Genomic DNA, 14608 nt, shown 5'->3' with positions numbered 1-14608 from the left:
TCCTCAGGCAAGCTTGCGCGAATAGGTCCAGGTTGGCACCGCGGCATTACGCGAGACGGAAAAGCTTTCTGCATCCCCGATATATTCGAACCCTGCATTGGTCAGCACACGGGCCGAGGCGGGGCTGTCTTGAAAGACCGAGGCAAAGATCGTGCTGTTGTCCAGCGGGTTGGCCTCGATCAGCGCCCGAACCGCCTCGGACGCGAGGCCGCCATTCCAGAAAGCAGGCGCCACCCAGTAAGACAGTTCTGACTGGTTGCGATCAAGACGGGACAGTGTGATCACCCCCAGAACTTCCCGCTGGCCATCCCGGGCACCATCCATCACCCAAACCTCTTGTTTGCGTGTGCTTTCAAGCGCGCGGGCAATGAACCCTTCGGTCGCACCGGGCGGCAAAGGATGGGGGATCGAGCGGGTGCCGTTGGCGACGCGCTGATCGCTGGCATAAAGCGCCATAGGACCCGCATCGGATTTGCGCACCGGGCGCAGCACGAACCGATCTGCTTCGATCACGGGCTGATTGGTAATCATATCATGCATCATGGCTTTCCCTCCTCGAAAAGCTCTGACTTCCAGTCGGGGTCTGGCTGGACCATGCCCCTCAATTGCCTGTTGATTGCCTGCCCCACCATGGTTCGCGCGAGGAGCATGACGTCAAAATGGTTAAATTTTCCTAAACCCCATATGGGAGGCGTCGGACCAAAGAAAAAGGGCCGGCGATCACGCCGGCCCCTGGATTTTTCAAACCTTGCAGGTTTCGGCTTACTCAGCGGCCTCCGCCACCGGGAGAACCGAAATAAAGGTGCGGCCTTTCAGGCCTTTGTGGAACTGCACCTTGCCTTCGCTGGTTGCGAAGATGGTGTGGTCTTTGCCCATGCCCACATTGGCGCCCGGCCACATCTTGGTGCCGCGCTGACGCACGATGATGTTGCCCGGGATGACGGCTTCGCCACCGTATTTCTTTACACCAAGGCGACGACCGGCTGAGTCGCGGCCGTTACGGGATGAACCGCCAGCTTTTTTATGTGCCATGCTATCTCTCCTTAGTTAAGATTAGGCCAGAGTTTTGGCCTGCTCAACCCACTCGGCTTTCACTTTGACGGCATCGAAGGTTTCGACGTCGACAGCGGCCAGCTGGGCGAAGGTGGTGATGCCGGCATCTGCCAGCTTTTTGGCGGCGGCGGGGCCGACACCCGTGATTTGGGTCAGATCGTCAGCACCAGCAGCGGCTTCGGCTTTCGGAGCAGCCTTTTTGGCCGCCGGGGCCGCAGCACCCGAAACCGAACCTGCGCCAATCGCAGCTTTCACACCCGATTTGTCAGCACCGTTTTCCAGCACTTCGGTGATCTTCACCAGCGTCAGTTGCTGACGGTGACCTTTGGTGCGCTTGGAGCTGTGCTTACGGCGACGCTTCACAAAGTGAATGACTTTCTCGCCTTTGATCTGGTCGATCACTTCTGCCTGCACACCGGCGCCAGCGACGACCGGGGTGCCAACAGTGGCGCCAACCATGAGAATCTCGTTGAACTGGACGGTTTCGCCAGCTTCAGCAGCCAGTTTTTCAACGCGCAGGATGTCACCAGCCTGAACCTTGTATTGCTTGCCGCCGGTTTTCAGAACCGCAAACATTTGGTCTTCCTTCATTTTCCGCGTCCTACGGCCCCGGATATCCCGGTGTTTCGGCAGTGGGTTGGTCCCACCAATGCCTCGAACGGCGCGCCCGTTTGGGCAGAGATTAATCGTTCCGGCAAAGGGATCCCTCAGCCGGATTGGCGGCTTATCGGTGGAAAATCGGGATAAGTCAAGAATAATAACGGCAAATGCGCGCCGCGGTTGCGCTATTGCCTGCGCCCCTCTTGCGCCTCCATGGCTGTCACGATAGCCAGTAGGAAGAATTTGGCCCGGCCCGGATGGCCTGCTCGCGGAGACCCAACACCATGTCGCAAAACAATTCAAGACCCCCGATGTTTCCGCTGGCCAGCCAGGCATCCGGGCGTCCTGCCCCTGCCCCGTCGGCCAACCCGGCAATTGCCCAGGCGCAAAAAGCGTTGCGGTCCGGGCAGACGGCGATGACACAGGGGCGTTTCAAGGATGCGGTCAGCGCCTTTCACGAGGCGACACGGCTTGTTCCACGTGATCCGAAAATCTGGTCACTTTATGCCAATGCACTGTCCATGCTCGGCGACAAGGCCGCGGTCAAGCGCGCCCAGAAACTGATGAAAAAGGTGGGCATTTCGGCGTCGGGGCAGAAGAAACTTCTGGCGCAGATGACCCGCAGCAATTCCGACACGGTACGCAAATCCGTGGGCATCCCCTCTGCCAAGATCAATGAGCTGCTGGCCCGGTTCAACTCTGGCGACGTGGCAGCGGTCAATGAAGAAGCCCAGGCCCTGGCCGCCGCCCATCCGGAAAACGAGATCATTCAACTGATCCTCGGCGGCACCCTGACCGCCATGCGCAAACCAGACGAAGCAGAAGCCGCCTATCGCAGGGCGCTTGAGATCGACCCGGATTATGCGGAGGCAATGATCAATTACGGTGAGCTTCTGTCCACACAGTCGCGGTTTCACGAAGCGCATGAGTTGCTGGAACAGGCGCATAAACAGGTTCCCTCCAATCCAAAGCTTCTGGGCAATATGGGATTTGTCCTGAAAGAACTGAGCCGCCCGCATGACGCAGTGCCCTATTTCGATCGCCTTCTGGAAATCGATCCGGGCAATCAGCTGGGCCGCCTTTTGCGGATTGACACGCTGATCATGCTGGAACGCCCGCATGAAGCGCTGGCGGATTATGATGCCCTGCCAGAAGCGATCCGCAACACGCCTGAGCAAACGGCGCTGCGCGCGGTGGCTCTGGATCAGTCCGGAAAGCCCGAAGAGGCGCTGGCGCTGGCGCGCGATGCCTTTGAACGCGCGCCGACCCATACGCGTGTGGTCACGATCACTGGCAACCTGATGCAGCAGAGAGGCAAGTTTGAAGAGGCCGAAACCCTGTTGAAAACCGCGTTGGAGGCCGGGTTGAAATCCGGCGCGGTGTATCGCCAGATCGGCGGCGGGCGCAAGCTGCCGCTGGAGGATCCGATCGCCCAGGAAATGCTGTCGCTGTGGGAAAATGACCCCGACCTGCCCGCACGGGTGGATCTGGCCTATGCGCTGGTCAAACTGATGGAAGACAACAAGCAGTTCGACAAGGTCTGGCCCTATCTGGAGGCCGCCAATGCCATGGCGCTGGAGGCGTTCCCCCATGACAAACAAAAAGAGCAGACCGATTTCACCAAGATGATGCGCTTTGTCGACGGGATGGACATGTCACGTATCGGCCAGGTGGGCTATCAGGAGGACAGCCCGATCTTCATCACCGGGATGCCACGATCCGGGACCACATTGGTAGAGCAGATTCTGGCCAGCCATTCCCGTGTCACCGGCGGGGATGAGATGTCCCTGTTTCACACGATCGGGTTTGCGCATGCCAATAAAGTGGTCGCAAATGGCGGTTCCATCAACGATCTGCCCGGCGCAACGCTGGAAAAGATCGGGCGCGAGTATCGCGAAGCGGTACTGAAGAGGTTCCCGAACACGGATATCGTCACGGACAAGTCGATCTCGACGTATAAAGTGGCGCCGCTGGTCTGGCTCGCCCTTCCCAAAGCCAAGATTGTCGCCCTGCGCCGTGATCCACGCGACAACCTGTTTTCGATGCTGAAAAACCGCTTCGTGCGCGGGGCCCATACCTACACCAATGACCAGGAAGATCTGGTTGAGGTCTATCGCCTGTTTACTGAGTATCTGGCTGCATGGCGCAAGCTGGCCGCGGACCGGATTTATGAGATCCAATATGAAAAGCTGGTCTCGGACCCGGAAACAGAGGTGCGCAAGCTGCTGGAATTCTGTGAGCTGGACTGGGAAGACGCCTGCCTGTCCTTCTATGAAAACAAGCGGAAGGTGAAGACCCTGTCGATCCACCAGGCCCGCCAGCCGCTTTACAATTCCTCGATCGGCCGCTGGCGCCAGTATGAAGACAAGCTGGCGGTCATGCTGGAGGGGTTGAAGGGGCTGGACGGCGTACCAGAGGATTGATCGCTGACGGCGCGTCAGGAGCTGTAATCGGCCATCATCAGGGGATATCAGGGGCTCTGCCCCTCGGCTTTCAGCCTCACCCCGAGGTATTTCATGCAAGAAAAAAGGGGCGCCGAATATTGGTGCCCCTTTTGGGTTTTGATCTGGTCCGGCTGCGCCTAAAGCGTTTCAGGATAAACTTGACACACAAGTTTGATCCGAAACGCCCACATCATTGACATTTCTGACTGCGTTTCGACTTTTCCCTGTCTCAGGTTAAAGTCGAAACGTTTTATTGCAGATAATCGGCGCGCTGCAGGCCGTATTTCGCCATTTTCTCGTTCAGGGTGCGGCGCGGCAGGCAAAGCTCTTCCATCACGCCGACAATTGATCCTTTGTGACGGCGCATCGTGTTGTCGATCAGCATCCGTTCGAACGCCTCGACATATTCCTTGAGCGGCTTGCCCTCGGTGGTCATCACCGGTTGCGCCTCTTCATGATCATTCATCAACAGGGACGAAATGGTGCCCGATCCGCGGCGCGACTGCAGCACGGCACGTTCCGAAATATTGATCAGCTGGCGAATATTGCCCGGCCAGGGCGCCTGCATCAGCTGGGCTGCTTCCTGCACGCTGACGGTGGGGGCGGCGCATCCATATTCCTCGGCGAACTGGTCGGCAAAGCCGGTAAACAGCATCAGAATGTCCTCGCCGCGCTGGCGCAGCGGAGGCAGGGTGATTTTCATGGCGGCAAGACGGTAGAACAGATCGGGACGCAGGCAATCCTCGCAGGTTTTGCCCTGTTCCTGCAGGTTGCAGATTGCGACAATGCGGGTCTCGGCGGGACTACCCTGATCGTTGATCCAGGTCAGGAGCCGGGCCTGCAGCGCCATTGGCAATGCTTCGATATCTTCAAGCACCAGGGTTCCCCCCCGCGCCTCTTCGACATAAGGCTGCTGTCCGCCCTCTTCCATCGGTCCAAACAGACGCCGGCCCAGATCCTCTTCTTCCTGCCCGAGACAGGGCACCACGACAAATTTCTTTCCCGCTTTTGCCCCGACCGCATGCAGCGCGTGCGCCACCAGGGTTTTCCCGGTTCCGGTTTCCCCCTCGATCAGCACATGTCCGTCGGACTGACCGATATCGAGGATATCTTCGCGCAGGCGCGACATGACCGGGGAGGCCCCGATCAGCTTCTTCATGATGGTCGAGCCATCGCCCAGCTCTTTTCGCAACGCGCGCGCGTCCAGCGCCATGCGGCGTTTGTGGGATGCTTTCTTGACCAGCCTTGTCATATTGTCGGGGTTGAACGGTTTTTCGAGAAAATCGAACGCCCCGACCCGCATCGCCTCAACCGCCATCGGCACATCGCCGTGACCGGTGATCATGATCACCGGCAGCGAACTGTCCAGCGACATGAGTTTTTTCAGAAAATCCATCCCGTCCATGCCGGGCATCCGAATGTCCGACACCACGACACCCGGATAATCCGCGCCGATGGTTTTCAGCGCATCCGCCGCCGACGGGTAGGTTTCGGTCTGAAATCCCGACAGGGACAGCCACTGAGAAATTGACTGCCGCATATCCTGTTCGTCATCGACGATTGCAATTTTCATTACCTGGGCCATGACCACTCCTCTTTCCCTCGCGGGCACTGCATTCATATGGCCACCTTATTCGGCGGCTTCAATATCACTGTCGTCTTCTTTCAGCAGCGGCAGCTCGACTTCAAACACCGCACCGCCATCCTGGCCATTACGAGCGGTTAACCGCCCACCGAAATCATTGACAATGCCGGAAGAGATCGCAAGGCCAAGCCCAACCCCGTCTCCGGGGGCCTTGGTGGTGTAGAAAGGCTCAAACAGATTGTCGAGATCCGTCACCCCATCACCATTGTCGCGCACTGAAATCAACGCGTAATCCCCACGGCTGACGATAATATCAACCTGCGGCGCTTCAACCGTCTTGGTCGCGTCAATCGCATTGCGCATCAGATTGATCAACACTTGTTCAAGCCGCAACCGATCCCCCATCACCATAACCGGATCTCGTGGAATATTGCGGGTGATGCGCACCTCGCGGCTTTTCAGTTGCGGCTCCATCATCGACAGCGCGGAAGACACACATTCGCGCACATCCATCGGTTCGAACGCGTCGCCCCCTTTGCGCGCATAGGATTTCAGCTGCTTGGTGATGGCGCCCATACGCTCAATCAGATCATCAATGCGCTGGAAACTGGACAGGGCTTCGTCAGGCCGTTTGCGTTGCAGCAGCAGCTTGGCCCCTGCAAGATAGGTTTTCATCGCCGCCAGAGGCTGGTTCAGCTCGTGGCTGACGGCTGCGGACATTTCGCCAAGGGCGGCAAGTTTCGAGCTTTGCGCCAGGGTCTGCTCAGCCACCTGCAGGTTTTTCTCAGCCCTCTGACGTTCGGCAATTTCGCGCTGCAACTGGTTGTTCAGCAACCGCAAATCCGCTGACTCCTGCGCAAACCGAACCGATCTGAACTGGGCCCGGCGGCTGATCAGGTAAAAGGTCAGCGACAGCAGCATGGCAAAGGCCATGATTTCCAGGGACAGAACCGCGTTCACCTTTTCGCGCACCGAGGCGTATGAGGTGAAAGACGCAATGCGCCAGCCCTGAAACGGGACCCGCGCTTCCTGCCGCATCACCGCTTCCCCGAGGAACAGCATTTCCGAGGGCAGCGCGGTCCATTCGGCAGAATTGCGGAAATTGCGCCGGATTGCGGCCATTGCCGGGACCGCCTCCAGGGCTTCATTCTCTGGCTTGCCACGCCAGCGGGCTTCGGTGGCCAGGATCACATTCCCTTCGGAATTGGTCACCAGAACAGCGTCCGAGATCCCGGCCCAGCTTTTTTCAAACTTGCGCAGGTCGACCTCGACCACGATCACGCCAATCACCTTGTTGCCGGCTTCGATCTTGCGCGAATAGGTGAATTCATAGGCCCCTGCCTCGGTCGGCACTGCCGAGAACACGGTTTCAGAGCTGCGCAGCGCATCCACGAAATGCGGCTCCGAACGATGGCTTTCCCCAAGCGTTTCCCGGGTGGTCGCCGCAACAATCCGCCCATCCCCATCCAGAAGCACAAGCGACTTTGCCTCAATCTCATCCAGATAGGAAATCAGCCGGGCAGAACTATGGGCAAAATCCCCGGAATTCAGGGCGTTGATCAGCGCCGGGTCGCGCGACAACAGAAGAGGCACAACCGAATTTCGCTGCAATTCGCTGATCAGGTTGCCGGAATAAAGCGCCACCCGCAGTTCAGCCCGGTTGCGGGTGGTTTCGGTATAGCGTTCGGTCAGCCAGCGATTGGAGAAGAAAATAACCGCGGCGGCCAGACTGACCAGAACCAGCAGCGCCAACCGTCCCCTGAGAGAGACCCCGGGGCGCGGAGCGGGAGCATCAGTCATCAATTTCTGGGTGCGTTTCTGGGTGTTGTCCGCCATGGCGCAAGTTTACGCGCCATGGCCGAGGGTCACAAGACGATCTGCTTAAACAGCCACGACAGCGTCCACCAACGAGCGGAACATTGCCACCCCATCGGTGCCGCCATGCAGCTTGTCCACGCAGCGCTCCGGGTGCGGCATCATACCAAGGACGCGACGGTTTTTGGAAATCACCCCGGCGATGTCGCCGGTCGAACCATTGGGATTGTCGGTATAGGTAAAGGCAATCCGCCCCTCGCCACGCAGCTGCGCGAGCTTTTCATCCGTCACGGTGTAATTGCCGTCATGATGCGCAACCGGCACGGTGATTTCCTGCCCCTGCTCATAGCCGGCGGTGAAATCACAATCCGTGGTTTCCACTTTCAAACCAATCGGTTTGCAGATGAACTTAAGGTTTGAATTGCGCATCAGGGCACCGGGCAGGATGCCGGTTTCAGTCAGCACCTGGAACCCGTTGCAGATCCCGATTGCATAACCACCACGCTCGGTGTGTTTGATCAGCGATTTGGTGATCGGCGACTGCGCCGCAATGGCGCCGCAACGCAGGTAATCCCCAAAGGAGAAGCCCCCCGGCACGCCCACAATATCCAGCCCCTCGGGCAGGTCCGTGTCCTTGTGCCAGATCATCGTCACATCGGCGCCGGCCCGCTCAAACGCCACCGCAAGATCGCGGTCGCAGTTCGAACCCGGAAATACAATGACCCCCGCTTTCATCACAGCACCTGAATGGCGTAGTTTTCGATCACGGTATTGGCGAGCAGCTTTTCGCACATATCCTTGATCTGATCTTCCGACGTGCCCTCGGCCACATCCAGCTCGATCACCTTGCCCTGACGCACCTTTTCCACACCGTCAAACCCCAGATTGCCAAGCGCATGGCGCACGGCCTCGCCTTGCGGGTCAAGAACGCCGGTTTTCAGCATCACGTCTACACGGACTTTCATCTGCACTTCCTTCTCTTAGCGCTGGACCAAAACTCTGCACGAATTTTGCCCGGGATTTAGGTGTTGCGGCTCCCCACGCGTTTTGCCGGGGCGCCGGAAAGGGATCAGTTGATCAGGGTCGGTTTGGTGTTGGCATGGGTCACGTTCGAGGGCAGCACCCCCAAGCGACGGGCCACTTCCGTATAGGCATCCGTCAGGCTGCCCAGATCACGGCGGAACACATCCTTGTCGAGCTTCTGCCCGGTCTCGATATCCCACAGGCGGCAGCTGTCAGGGCTGATTTCATCCGCCAGGATCAGGCGCGGGAAATCACCATCATAGACCCGACCGAACTCGATTTTGAAATCAATCAGCTTGATGCCGACACCAAACATGACACCAGAGAGATAGTCGTTCACGCGCAGCGCCATGTCGACGATTTCCCCCAGTTCCTGCTGAGAGGCCCAGCCGAACGCCATGATATATTCTTCCGGCACCAGCGGGTCGCCAAGCGCATCATCCTTATAGGAAAACTCGACAATCGGGCGCGGCAGTTTGGTGCCTTCCTCAAGCCCGAGGCGCTTGGCCATGGAACCTGCGGCGAAATTGCGGACAATCACTTCCAACGGCACGATTTCGGCCGCGCGGATCAGTTGCTCACGCATATTCAGGCGCTTGATGAAATGGTTCGGCACACCGATCTGGGTCAGGCCGTTCATGAAGAACTCGGACAGGCGGTTGTTCAGCACCCCCTTGCCTTCGATCACGTCTTTTTTCTCGGCATTGAACGCAGTGGCATCGTCCTTGAAATACTGCACCAGAGTGCCCGCTTCCGGCCCCTCATACAGAACCTTTGCCTTGCCTTCGTAAAGTTTTTTGCGCCGTGCCATGGGATCTCCGCCATTGAAGTGCAGCCTGCAGGAGCCACGCGACTCCTGCCTGTTGCACGCGCTATACGCATTTCCTTGCGCTGAGGCAAGAATTGGGCAGAATTATCCCGTGTTTCCTGCTATTCTTGTCAAAACAAATGCAATTTCCTGCCGTTGAGAGCGCTAGCGGGGTTGCGAGACAGGCCCACGATTGGCATATCAAAGACAACAGAGTATTCACCCAAGGATAGGGAAACCGGAATGACCACTTTTGACGACCGCGAAACAGCTTTTGAAGCCAAGTTTGCTCATGACGAAGAAATGATCTTCAAAGCCGAGGCGCGCGCCAACAAAAAGCTTGGCCTGTGGGCGGCTGAGAAAATGGGCAAGACCGGCGATGAGGCCGAAGCCTATGCAAAAGAAGTCATCGTTGCCGATTTCGAAGAGGCTGGCCATGAGGACGTCGTGCGCAAGGTTGTGGGCGACCTGAACACCGTGACCGCTGAAGAGGTCCGCGCGAAACGCGCTGAGATTCTGGCACAGGTCAAAGAAGAGATGATGGGCGACGCGTAAGCGGCCCACACGGCTCAAAAAGGCGTCCCGCGCGGGGCGCCTTTTTTTTATGTCTGGTCTGAAAAGGCCCGATCAGGATATGAGCACCCTGCCCCAGCTTATGAAAATCTACCGATAAATTGATCTGTTAACGACCTGTTTGCTCCCTGCCCACACAGTGGCACGGGCCGGGAGGCTGATCGGGATGGGCCTGATCGAACGGCAGGCAGGCGTCATGAGCGACTTGAAAAAACAGAACAGACATATCCTGAAACTTCGAAAACTTTCACCGCGTGCGCGCCCCGTGGCGGAGTTTCCATCGCGCATAATGCAACCGGCTGAGGAGACCGGGCTGGACCTGATCCGCCTGCTGGTCCGCCAGTTGCTGCCGCTCGGGTTTGCCGTGGCCATCGTTGCCCTCCTGTGGGACCGGATCGCGGGGCTTGATTATGCTTATATCCAGGCCTCTCTCGTGACGGTTCAGCCCCATCAATGGGTGGGGGCAGCCCTGTTTTCCGCGATCTCCTTCTGGGCCGTGGGCCGATATGACCGCGTGGTGCATCGTTTGATCGGCACGCCCATCGCCTCCCGAGAGGCGCAGATGTCGGGAGCAACCGCAATCGCCCTGTCCCAAACTGTTGGGTTTGGCGTGATTAGTTCTGCCTTCGTGCGATGGCGTATGCTGCCGGAGCTGACCTTGCTCAGGGCATTGCACATCTCGATGATGGTGGCCCTGTCCTTCCTCTCCGCCTGGGCGGTGGTGACCGCTGTGTTCCTCCTGCTCATTCCGGTTGAGCTTGCTGGTATCCACTGGATCCGCCCCTTGGGCTGGGGGGCATTTGGCGGGGCAGGCCTTCCCATGACCCTGTCCCTCTGGCGCCCCGCCCTTTTGTCGCGTTTCAATATTCCTCCCCTGCGCGCCATGGCCGCCTTTGTGGCTCTGGCCGCCCTTGATACGGTTGCGGCTGGTGCGGCCCTCTGGGTGATTTTGCCGGAAAACTGCACCATCGGGATCCTGCCGCTGATGGCGGCTTATCTCGTCGCACTCGGGGCGGGTCTGATATCCGGCACTCCCGGCGGGGTCGGGCCATTTGAACTGACCCTTCTGGCCCTGCTCCCTCATCTGGAGCAAGAGCCGGTTCTGGCCGGCATCCTCGCCTTTCGGGCCGTATATTATGCGATCCCCGCGCTGATCGCCACTGTTGTGACGGTGCGAGGGCCACGCAAAGCTGCGCGCCGCGACAGTGCCCGCCCCCAATCCGCCAAGATCACCCCGATCACACGCGCCCCCCAACTGCCCGCCCACCTGCATCATCAGGTGGCAAACGCCCCGCGCGCCGAGGCCACGCTGCTGCGTCACGGCAACCTGGCAGCTGTTGAGTGCGGAGGCGACACGGCGGGTCCGGTCTTAACAGGAATGGGAAAATTGTCGGGGCAAAGCCTCATCCTTTTGTCAGACCCTCTGACACCAGACAGCATCACAAAGGAGTACCTGCGGCAGGCACATTGCCTTGCTCAGGAGACATATCGTGCGCCATTTCTCTACAAGATCGGGCCGCGCTTTGCCGCTCTGGCCCGCAAAAACGGATGGAAAACCCTGCCCATCGCGCGCGAAGCATGGCTCAATCCGCAGACCTTTACCACCGCAGGGGCCGAACGTCGTCAATTGCGCCGAAAACTGAGACAGGCTGAAAAAGCCGGACTGCGGGTGCAGTTGGGCGGCAGCAACCTGCCGATCGCGGATATGAATGATATTGCAGAGGCCTGGCGCGCCGAGCGCGGCGGCCAAAGAGGATTTTCCATGGGCATCTGGTCCCCAGCCACCCTGCCCTATGCCCAGGTCTTTCTGGCCTATCAGAAAAATCAGTTGGTTGGTTTCATCACCCTGCATACAAACGCGCAGGAGCAGGTTCTGGACCTCATGCGCATGGGTGCCAAGGCACCGGATGGCACAATGCATCTCCTGCTGGTCGCAGCCATCCGGCAGGCTGCGTCAGAAGGGTATGACCGCCTGTCGCTGGCGGCGGTGCCCTATGAAAAACAATCCACCGAGCCCAAAGTGTTTCACTGGCTTCGAGAGCGGCTGGACCGGATCACCGGGGCGGCCGGGCTGCGCCAGTTCAAGACGTGTTTTGCCCCCAATTGGGAAACGCTTTATGCGGCGGCACCAAAGCGACGTGGTCTGGTGACGGGCGCGCTGGATGTGATGCGCGAAATCTCGCGACCGCAGTGATACCGACAGTGAACGCGAAACACCCCCGCCCCGCCATAGGCTTGCCTGCATGACCCAGACCTGACGAGCCTCCACTCAGGCGTAAAGCTGGCCCGGTATAAAACCGGCATAAAACCCGATATAAAACGGTCTTCATCATCTCGATGAACGGAATGAATTTGCGCTGTCACGAAATCCGTGGCAGGTAGCACGCAACAGACAATCTGGCGGGCAGATGCCCCCAAGTTTACGCGCGGCGGTCGCCTCGCAAAGATCGGAGACCAATATGGCAGATGCGCTGACAGAGTTGCTTGCAGAACGTGACTGGTTGATGGCGGATGGCGCAACCGGCACCACCCTGTTCAACATGGGACTGACCTCGGGTGATGCACCAGAGCTTTGGAATGTGGACGAGCAGGACAAGATCCGCGCGCTGTATGCCGGCGCCGTCGACGCCGGATCGGACATTTTCCTGACCAACTCATTCGGTGGCAATGCGTCGCGCCTGAAGCTGCACGGGGCAGAAAAGCGCGTTTTCGAACTGAACAAGGCAGCGGCCGAGCTGGGCCGTGAGGTCGCGGATGCCTCGGGCCGCAAGGTGATCGTGGCCGGATCAGTTGGTCCGACCGGTGAAATCATGGAACCGATGGGCAGCCTGACCTTTGATGGCGCGGTCGAAATGTTCCACGAACAGGCCGAAGGTCTGAAAGCCGGTGGCGCTGACGTGCTTTGGGTTGAGACGATCTCGGCCTTTGACGAATACAAAGCGGCTGCAAAGGCGGCTGAGCTGGCAGGCATGGCCTGGTGCGGCACGATGAGTTTTGACACGGCCGGGCGCACCATGATGGGGGTGACCTCAGCTGATCTGGCGCTGAAGGTCGAAAGCCTGCCCAACCCACCGGTTGCGTTCGGAGCCAATTGCGGCGTGGGGGCAGCAGACCTGCTTCGCACGGTTCTGGGCTTTGCCGCTCAGGGCACGGAACGCCCAATTATCGCCAAGGGCAATGCGGGCATTCCGAAATATGTAGATGGTCATATCCACTATGATGGCACCCCGGACCTGATGGGCGATTACGCGGTAATTGCCCGCGATTGCGGCGCACGTATTATCGGCGGCTGCTGCGGCACCACGGCGGAGCATCTGCGCGCCATGCGCGAGGCGCTTGAAACCCGTCCGAAAGGCGATACCCGCCCGACGCTGGAAGAGATCGCGGAAAAGCTTGGTGGGTTCTCATCTGCGTCTGACGGCACCGGAGAGGATGACGGGGCACCTGCCCGCCGCGGGCGCCGCCGCCGCGGCTGACACCACCGGATTTCAAATTCAGGAGAGGCTCCGTGCGACTGCACGGGTCCTTTTTCCATTCCCCCTCAGAACAGAGACAACTGATCCCCGGATTTTGGTGGAACCCGGAACTGCGTGCAGGATAGCGCGGGCAGCTCCCGGACAAAACCCAACCGGCGACAGGCAATCCGGAACCGATGAGACAGAAGGCGGGCATATTCACCCTGCCCGACCATGCGCTGTGTGAACGCAGCGTGATATTCCCTGCCCCCTCGCATGTCACGCATCCGCCCCATCACCCGCGCGGCGCGGTCGGGAAACGCCTCAAGCAGCCAGTCCTGAAACAACGGGGACACCTCCTCTGGCAAGCGCAGCAGGATATAGCTCGCGGCCATGGCACCGGCCTTTCGGCTGGCGGTCAGGATCGCTTCAAGCTCGTGATCGGTCAGCGCCGGCACCACGGGTGCCACCATGACCCGAGTGGGGATCCCGGCGCTGGCAAGGGCCGAGATCATGGCAAGGCGTCGTTTTGGTCCCGGCACGCGCGGTTCCATCCGGCGCGACACATGCGGGTCCAGCGTGGTCAGCGACACGCCCACATGCACGAGGTTCAACCGCGCGAGTTCGGACAACAGGTCCAAATCCCGCTCGATCAAACACCCCTTGGTAACGATTGTGACCGGGTGCCGATGTTCCAACAGCACGTTCAGAATGCCACGCATCACCCGATAGTCGCGTTCGATCGGCTGATAGGGATCGGTATTGGTGCCAATGGCAATCGGTTTGGGGTGATAAGATTTGCGCCGCAACTCAGCCACAAGCCGGTCTGCGGCGCCTGGCCGGGCGATCAGCTGGGTTTCGAAATCCAAACCGGGGGAATAGCCCAGATAGGCATGGCTGGGGCGGGCAAAACAATAGATGCAGCCATGTTCGCACCCCCGGTAGGGATTGATCGAGCGGTCAAATGGCAGGTCGGGAGAGGTGTTTCGGGTGATGATCTGGCGCGGCGATTCGATATGAACCTCGGTGCGCAAGCTGCGCTCTGGCTGAATGTCCCATCCATCGCAGATCTTTTCCCGCTCAAACGCCTCATACCGCCCTGCCGGATTGCAGGTTGCACCGCGTCCGCGGCGCTGATCAGCTGAAACCTGTCGGAATTTTGATCTTTCCATATCCCCTCATAGAACATTTAGGGAACATTTGAAAGAACCTCACGTTTTCCATGCGAATAAATCATTTGCCTTCGCGTCGT

13 protein-coding genes are annotated in these 14608 nt (G+C 59.0%); 4 read left to right on the top strand and 9 right to left on the bottom strand.

Annotation, left to right across the window (positions count from 1 at the left end):
• Positions 1-3: 3 nt before the first annotated feature.
• The 3 genes from K3J57_RS06045 to K3J57_RS06035 all read right to left on the bottom strand — a co-directional run bounded on the left by K3J57_RS06045 (position 4) and on the right by K3J57_RS06035 (position 1629).
• Positions 4-543: a GNAT family N-acetyltransferase gene (locus K3J57_RS06045; RefSeq protein WP_173487426.1), complete on the bottom strand. Its 540-nt coding sequence runs from the start codon at positions 541-543 to the stop codon at positions 4-6.
• A gap of 219 nt (positions 544-762) precedes the next feature.
• Entirely contained in the window at positions 763-1032 is a 270-nt protein-coding gene (gene rpmA / locus K3J57_RS06040) for a 50S ribosomal protein L27 (protein ID WP_055191863.1), read from the bottom strand.
• Between the two features lie 21 nt (positions 1033-1053).
• A complete protein-coding gene (locus K3J57_RS06035; RefSeq protein WP_055191861.1) occupies positions 1054-1629 on the bottom strand; it encodes a 50S ribosomal protein L21 in 576 nt (191 codons plus the stop codon).
• A gap of 335 nt (positions 1630-1964) precedes the next feature.
• Between K3J57_RS06035 and K3J57_RS06030 the strand changes: the two genes are divergently transcribed.
• On the top strand, positions 1965-4076 hold the full coding sequence (locus K3J57_RS06030; RefSeq protein WP_259794439.1) for a tetratricopeptide repeat-containing sulfotransferase family protein: 2112 nt from the start codon (positions 1965-1967) through the stop codon (positions 4074-4076).
• A gap of 271 nt (positions 4077-4347) precedes the next feature.
• Here the strand turns inward: K3J57_RS06030 and K3J57_RS06025 are convergent, their stop codons facing one another.
• The 5 genes from K3J57_RS06025 to purC all read right to left on the bottom strand — a co-directional run bounded on the left by K3J57_RS06025 (position 4348) and on the right by purC (position 9331).
• Positions 4348-5682: a sigma-54-dependent transcriptional regulator gene (locus K3J57_RS06025; protein WP_259786720.1), complete on the bottom strand. Its 1335-nt coding sequence runs from the start codon at positions 5680-5682 to the stop codon at positions 4348-4350.
• 45 nt (positions 5683-5727) lie between these two features.
• Positions 5728-7518: a sensor histidine kinase gene (locus K3J57_RS06020; RefSeq protein WP_375542824.1), complete on the bottom strand. Its 1791-nt coding sequence runs from the start codon at positions 7516-7518 to the stop codon at positions 5728-5730.
• 45 nt (positions 7519-7563) lie between these two features.
• Positions 7564-8232: a phosphoribosylformylglycinamidine synthase subunit PurQ gene (gene purQ, locus K3J57_RS06015; RefSeq protein WP_259797530.1), complete on the bottom strand. Its 669-nt coding sequence runs from the start codon at positions 8230-8232 to the stop codon at positions 7564-7566.
• A complete protein-coding gene (gene purS / locus K3J57_RS06010) occupies positions 8232-8462 on the bottom strand; it encodes a phosphoribosylformylglycinamidine synthase subunit PurS (protein ID WP_055191851.1) in 231 nt (76 codons plus the stop codon). Before purS ends, purQ begins: the two co-directional genes overlap by 1 nt.
• Before the next feature lie 104 nt (positions 8463-8566).
• Positions 8567-9331 (bottom strand): phosphoribosylaminoimidazolesuccinocarboxamide synthase, encoded by a 765-nt coding sequence (purC, locus tag K3J57_RS06005; RefSeq protein ID WP_173487422.1) that lies wholly within the window; start codon positions 9329-9331, stop codon positions 8567-8569.
• A 240-nt stretch (positions 9332-9571) separates the two neighbouring features.
• Here purC and K3J57_RS06000 point away from each other — a divergent pair, with 240 nt between their 5' ends.
• From K3J57_RS06000 to bmt, 3 genes are all read left to right on the top strand, one after another.
• Positions 9572-9883, top strand: a complete 312-nt coding sequence (locus K3J57_RS06000; protein ID WP_173487421.1) for a DUF1476 domain-containing protein — start codon at positions 9572-9574, stop codon at positions 9881-9883.
• Positions 9884-10097: 214 nt separating this feature from the next.
• The gene (locus K3J57_RS05995; RefSeq protein WP_259797528.1) at positions 10098-12095 is read left to right on the top strand and encodes a phosphatidylglycerol lysyltransferase domain-containing protein; all 1998 of its coding nucleotides are present in this window, start codon (positions 10098-10100) and stop codon (positions 12093-12095) included.
• 265 nt (positions 12096-12360) lie between these two features.
• The gene (bmt, locus tag K3J57_RS05990) at positions 12361-13377 is read left to right on the top strand and encodes a betaine--homocysteine S-methyltransferase (RefSeq protein ID WP_259797525.1); all 1017 of its coding nucleotides are present in this window, start codon (positions 12361-12363) and stop codon (positions 13375-13377) included.
• A gap of 65 nt (positions 13378-13442) precedes the next feature.
• Here bmt and K3J57_RS05985 read toward each other — a convergent pair whose 3' ends face one another.
• Positions 13443-14528: a PA0069 family radical SAM protein gene (locus K3J57_RS05985; RefSeq protein WP_259794435.1), complete on the bottom strand. Its 1086-nt coding sequence runs from the start codon at positions 14526-14528 to the stop codon at positions 13443-13445.
• Positions 14529-14608: the final 80 nt, after the last annotated feature.

Source organism: Aliiroseovarius crassostreae, from assembly GCF_025137635.1.
In the GTDB taxonomy this organism is placed as follows: Bacteria; Pseudomonadota; Alphaproteobacteria; order Rhodobacterales; family Rhodobacteraceae; genus Aliiroseovarius; species Aliiroseovarius crassostreae.
This window is presented reverse-complemented; position numbering and strand designations above follow the sequence as displayed.

Coding starts and splice junctions, on each gene's coding strand:
- K3J57_RS06045 (WP_173487426.1), bottom strand. CDS start 543: ATGATGCATGATATGATTACCAATCAGCCCGTGATCGAAGCAGATCGG.
- rpmA (WP_055191863.1), bottom strand. CDS start 1,032: ATGGCACATAAAAAAGCTGGCGGTTCATCCCGTAACGGCCGCGACTCA.
- K3J57_RS06035 (WP_055191861.1), bottom strand. CDS start 1,629: ATGTTTGCGGTTCTGAAAACCGGCGGCAAGCAATACAAGGTTCAGGCT.
- K3J57_RS06030 (WP_259794439.1), top strand. CDS start 1,965: ATGTTTCCGCTGGCCAGCCAGGCATCCGGGCGTCCTGCCCCTGCCCCG.
- K3J57_RS06025 (WP_259786720.1), bottom strand. CDS start 5,682: ATGGCCCAGGTAATGAAAATTGCAATCGTCGATGACGAACAGGATATG.
- K3J57_RS06020 (WP_375542824.1), bottom strand. CDS start 7,518: ATGGCGGACAACACCCAGAAACGCACCCAGAAATTGATGACTGATGCT.
- purQ (WP_259797530.1), bottom strand. CDS start 8,232: ATGAAAGCGGGGGTCATTGTATTTCCGGGTTCGAACTGCGACCGCGAT.
- purS (WP_055191851.1), bottom strand. CDS start 8,462: ATGAAAGTCCGTGTAGACGTGATGCTGAAAACCGGCGTTCTTGACCCG.
- purC (WP_173487422.1), bottom strand. CDS start 9,331: ATGGCACGGCGCAAAAAACTTTACGAAGGCAAGGCAAAGGTTCTGTAT.
- K3J57_RS06000 (WP_173487421.1), top strand. CDS start 9,572: ATGACCACTTTTGACGACCGCGAAACAGCTTTTGAAGCCAAGTTTGCT.
- K3J57_RS05995 (WP_259797528.1), top strand. CDS start 10,098: ATGAGCGACTTGAAAAAACAGAACAGACATATCCTGAAACTTCGAAAA.
- bmt (WP_259797525.1), top strand. CDS start 12,361: ATGGCAGATGCGCTGACAGAGTTGCTTGCAGAACGTGACTGGTTGATG.
- K3J57_RS05985 (WP_259794435.1), bottom strand. CDS start 14,528: ATGGAAAGATCAAAATTCCGACAGGTTTCAGCTGATCAGCGCCGCGGA.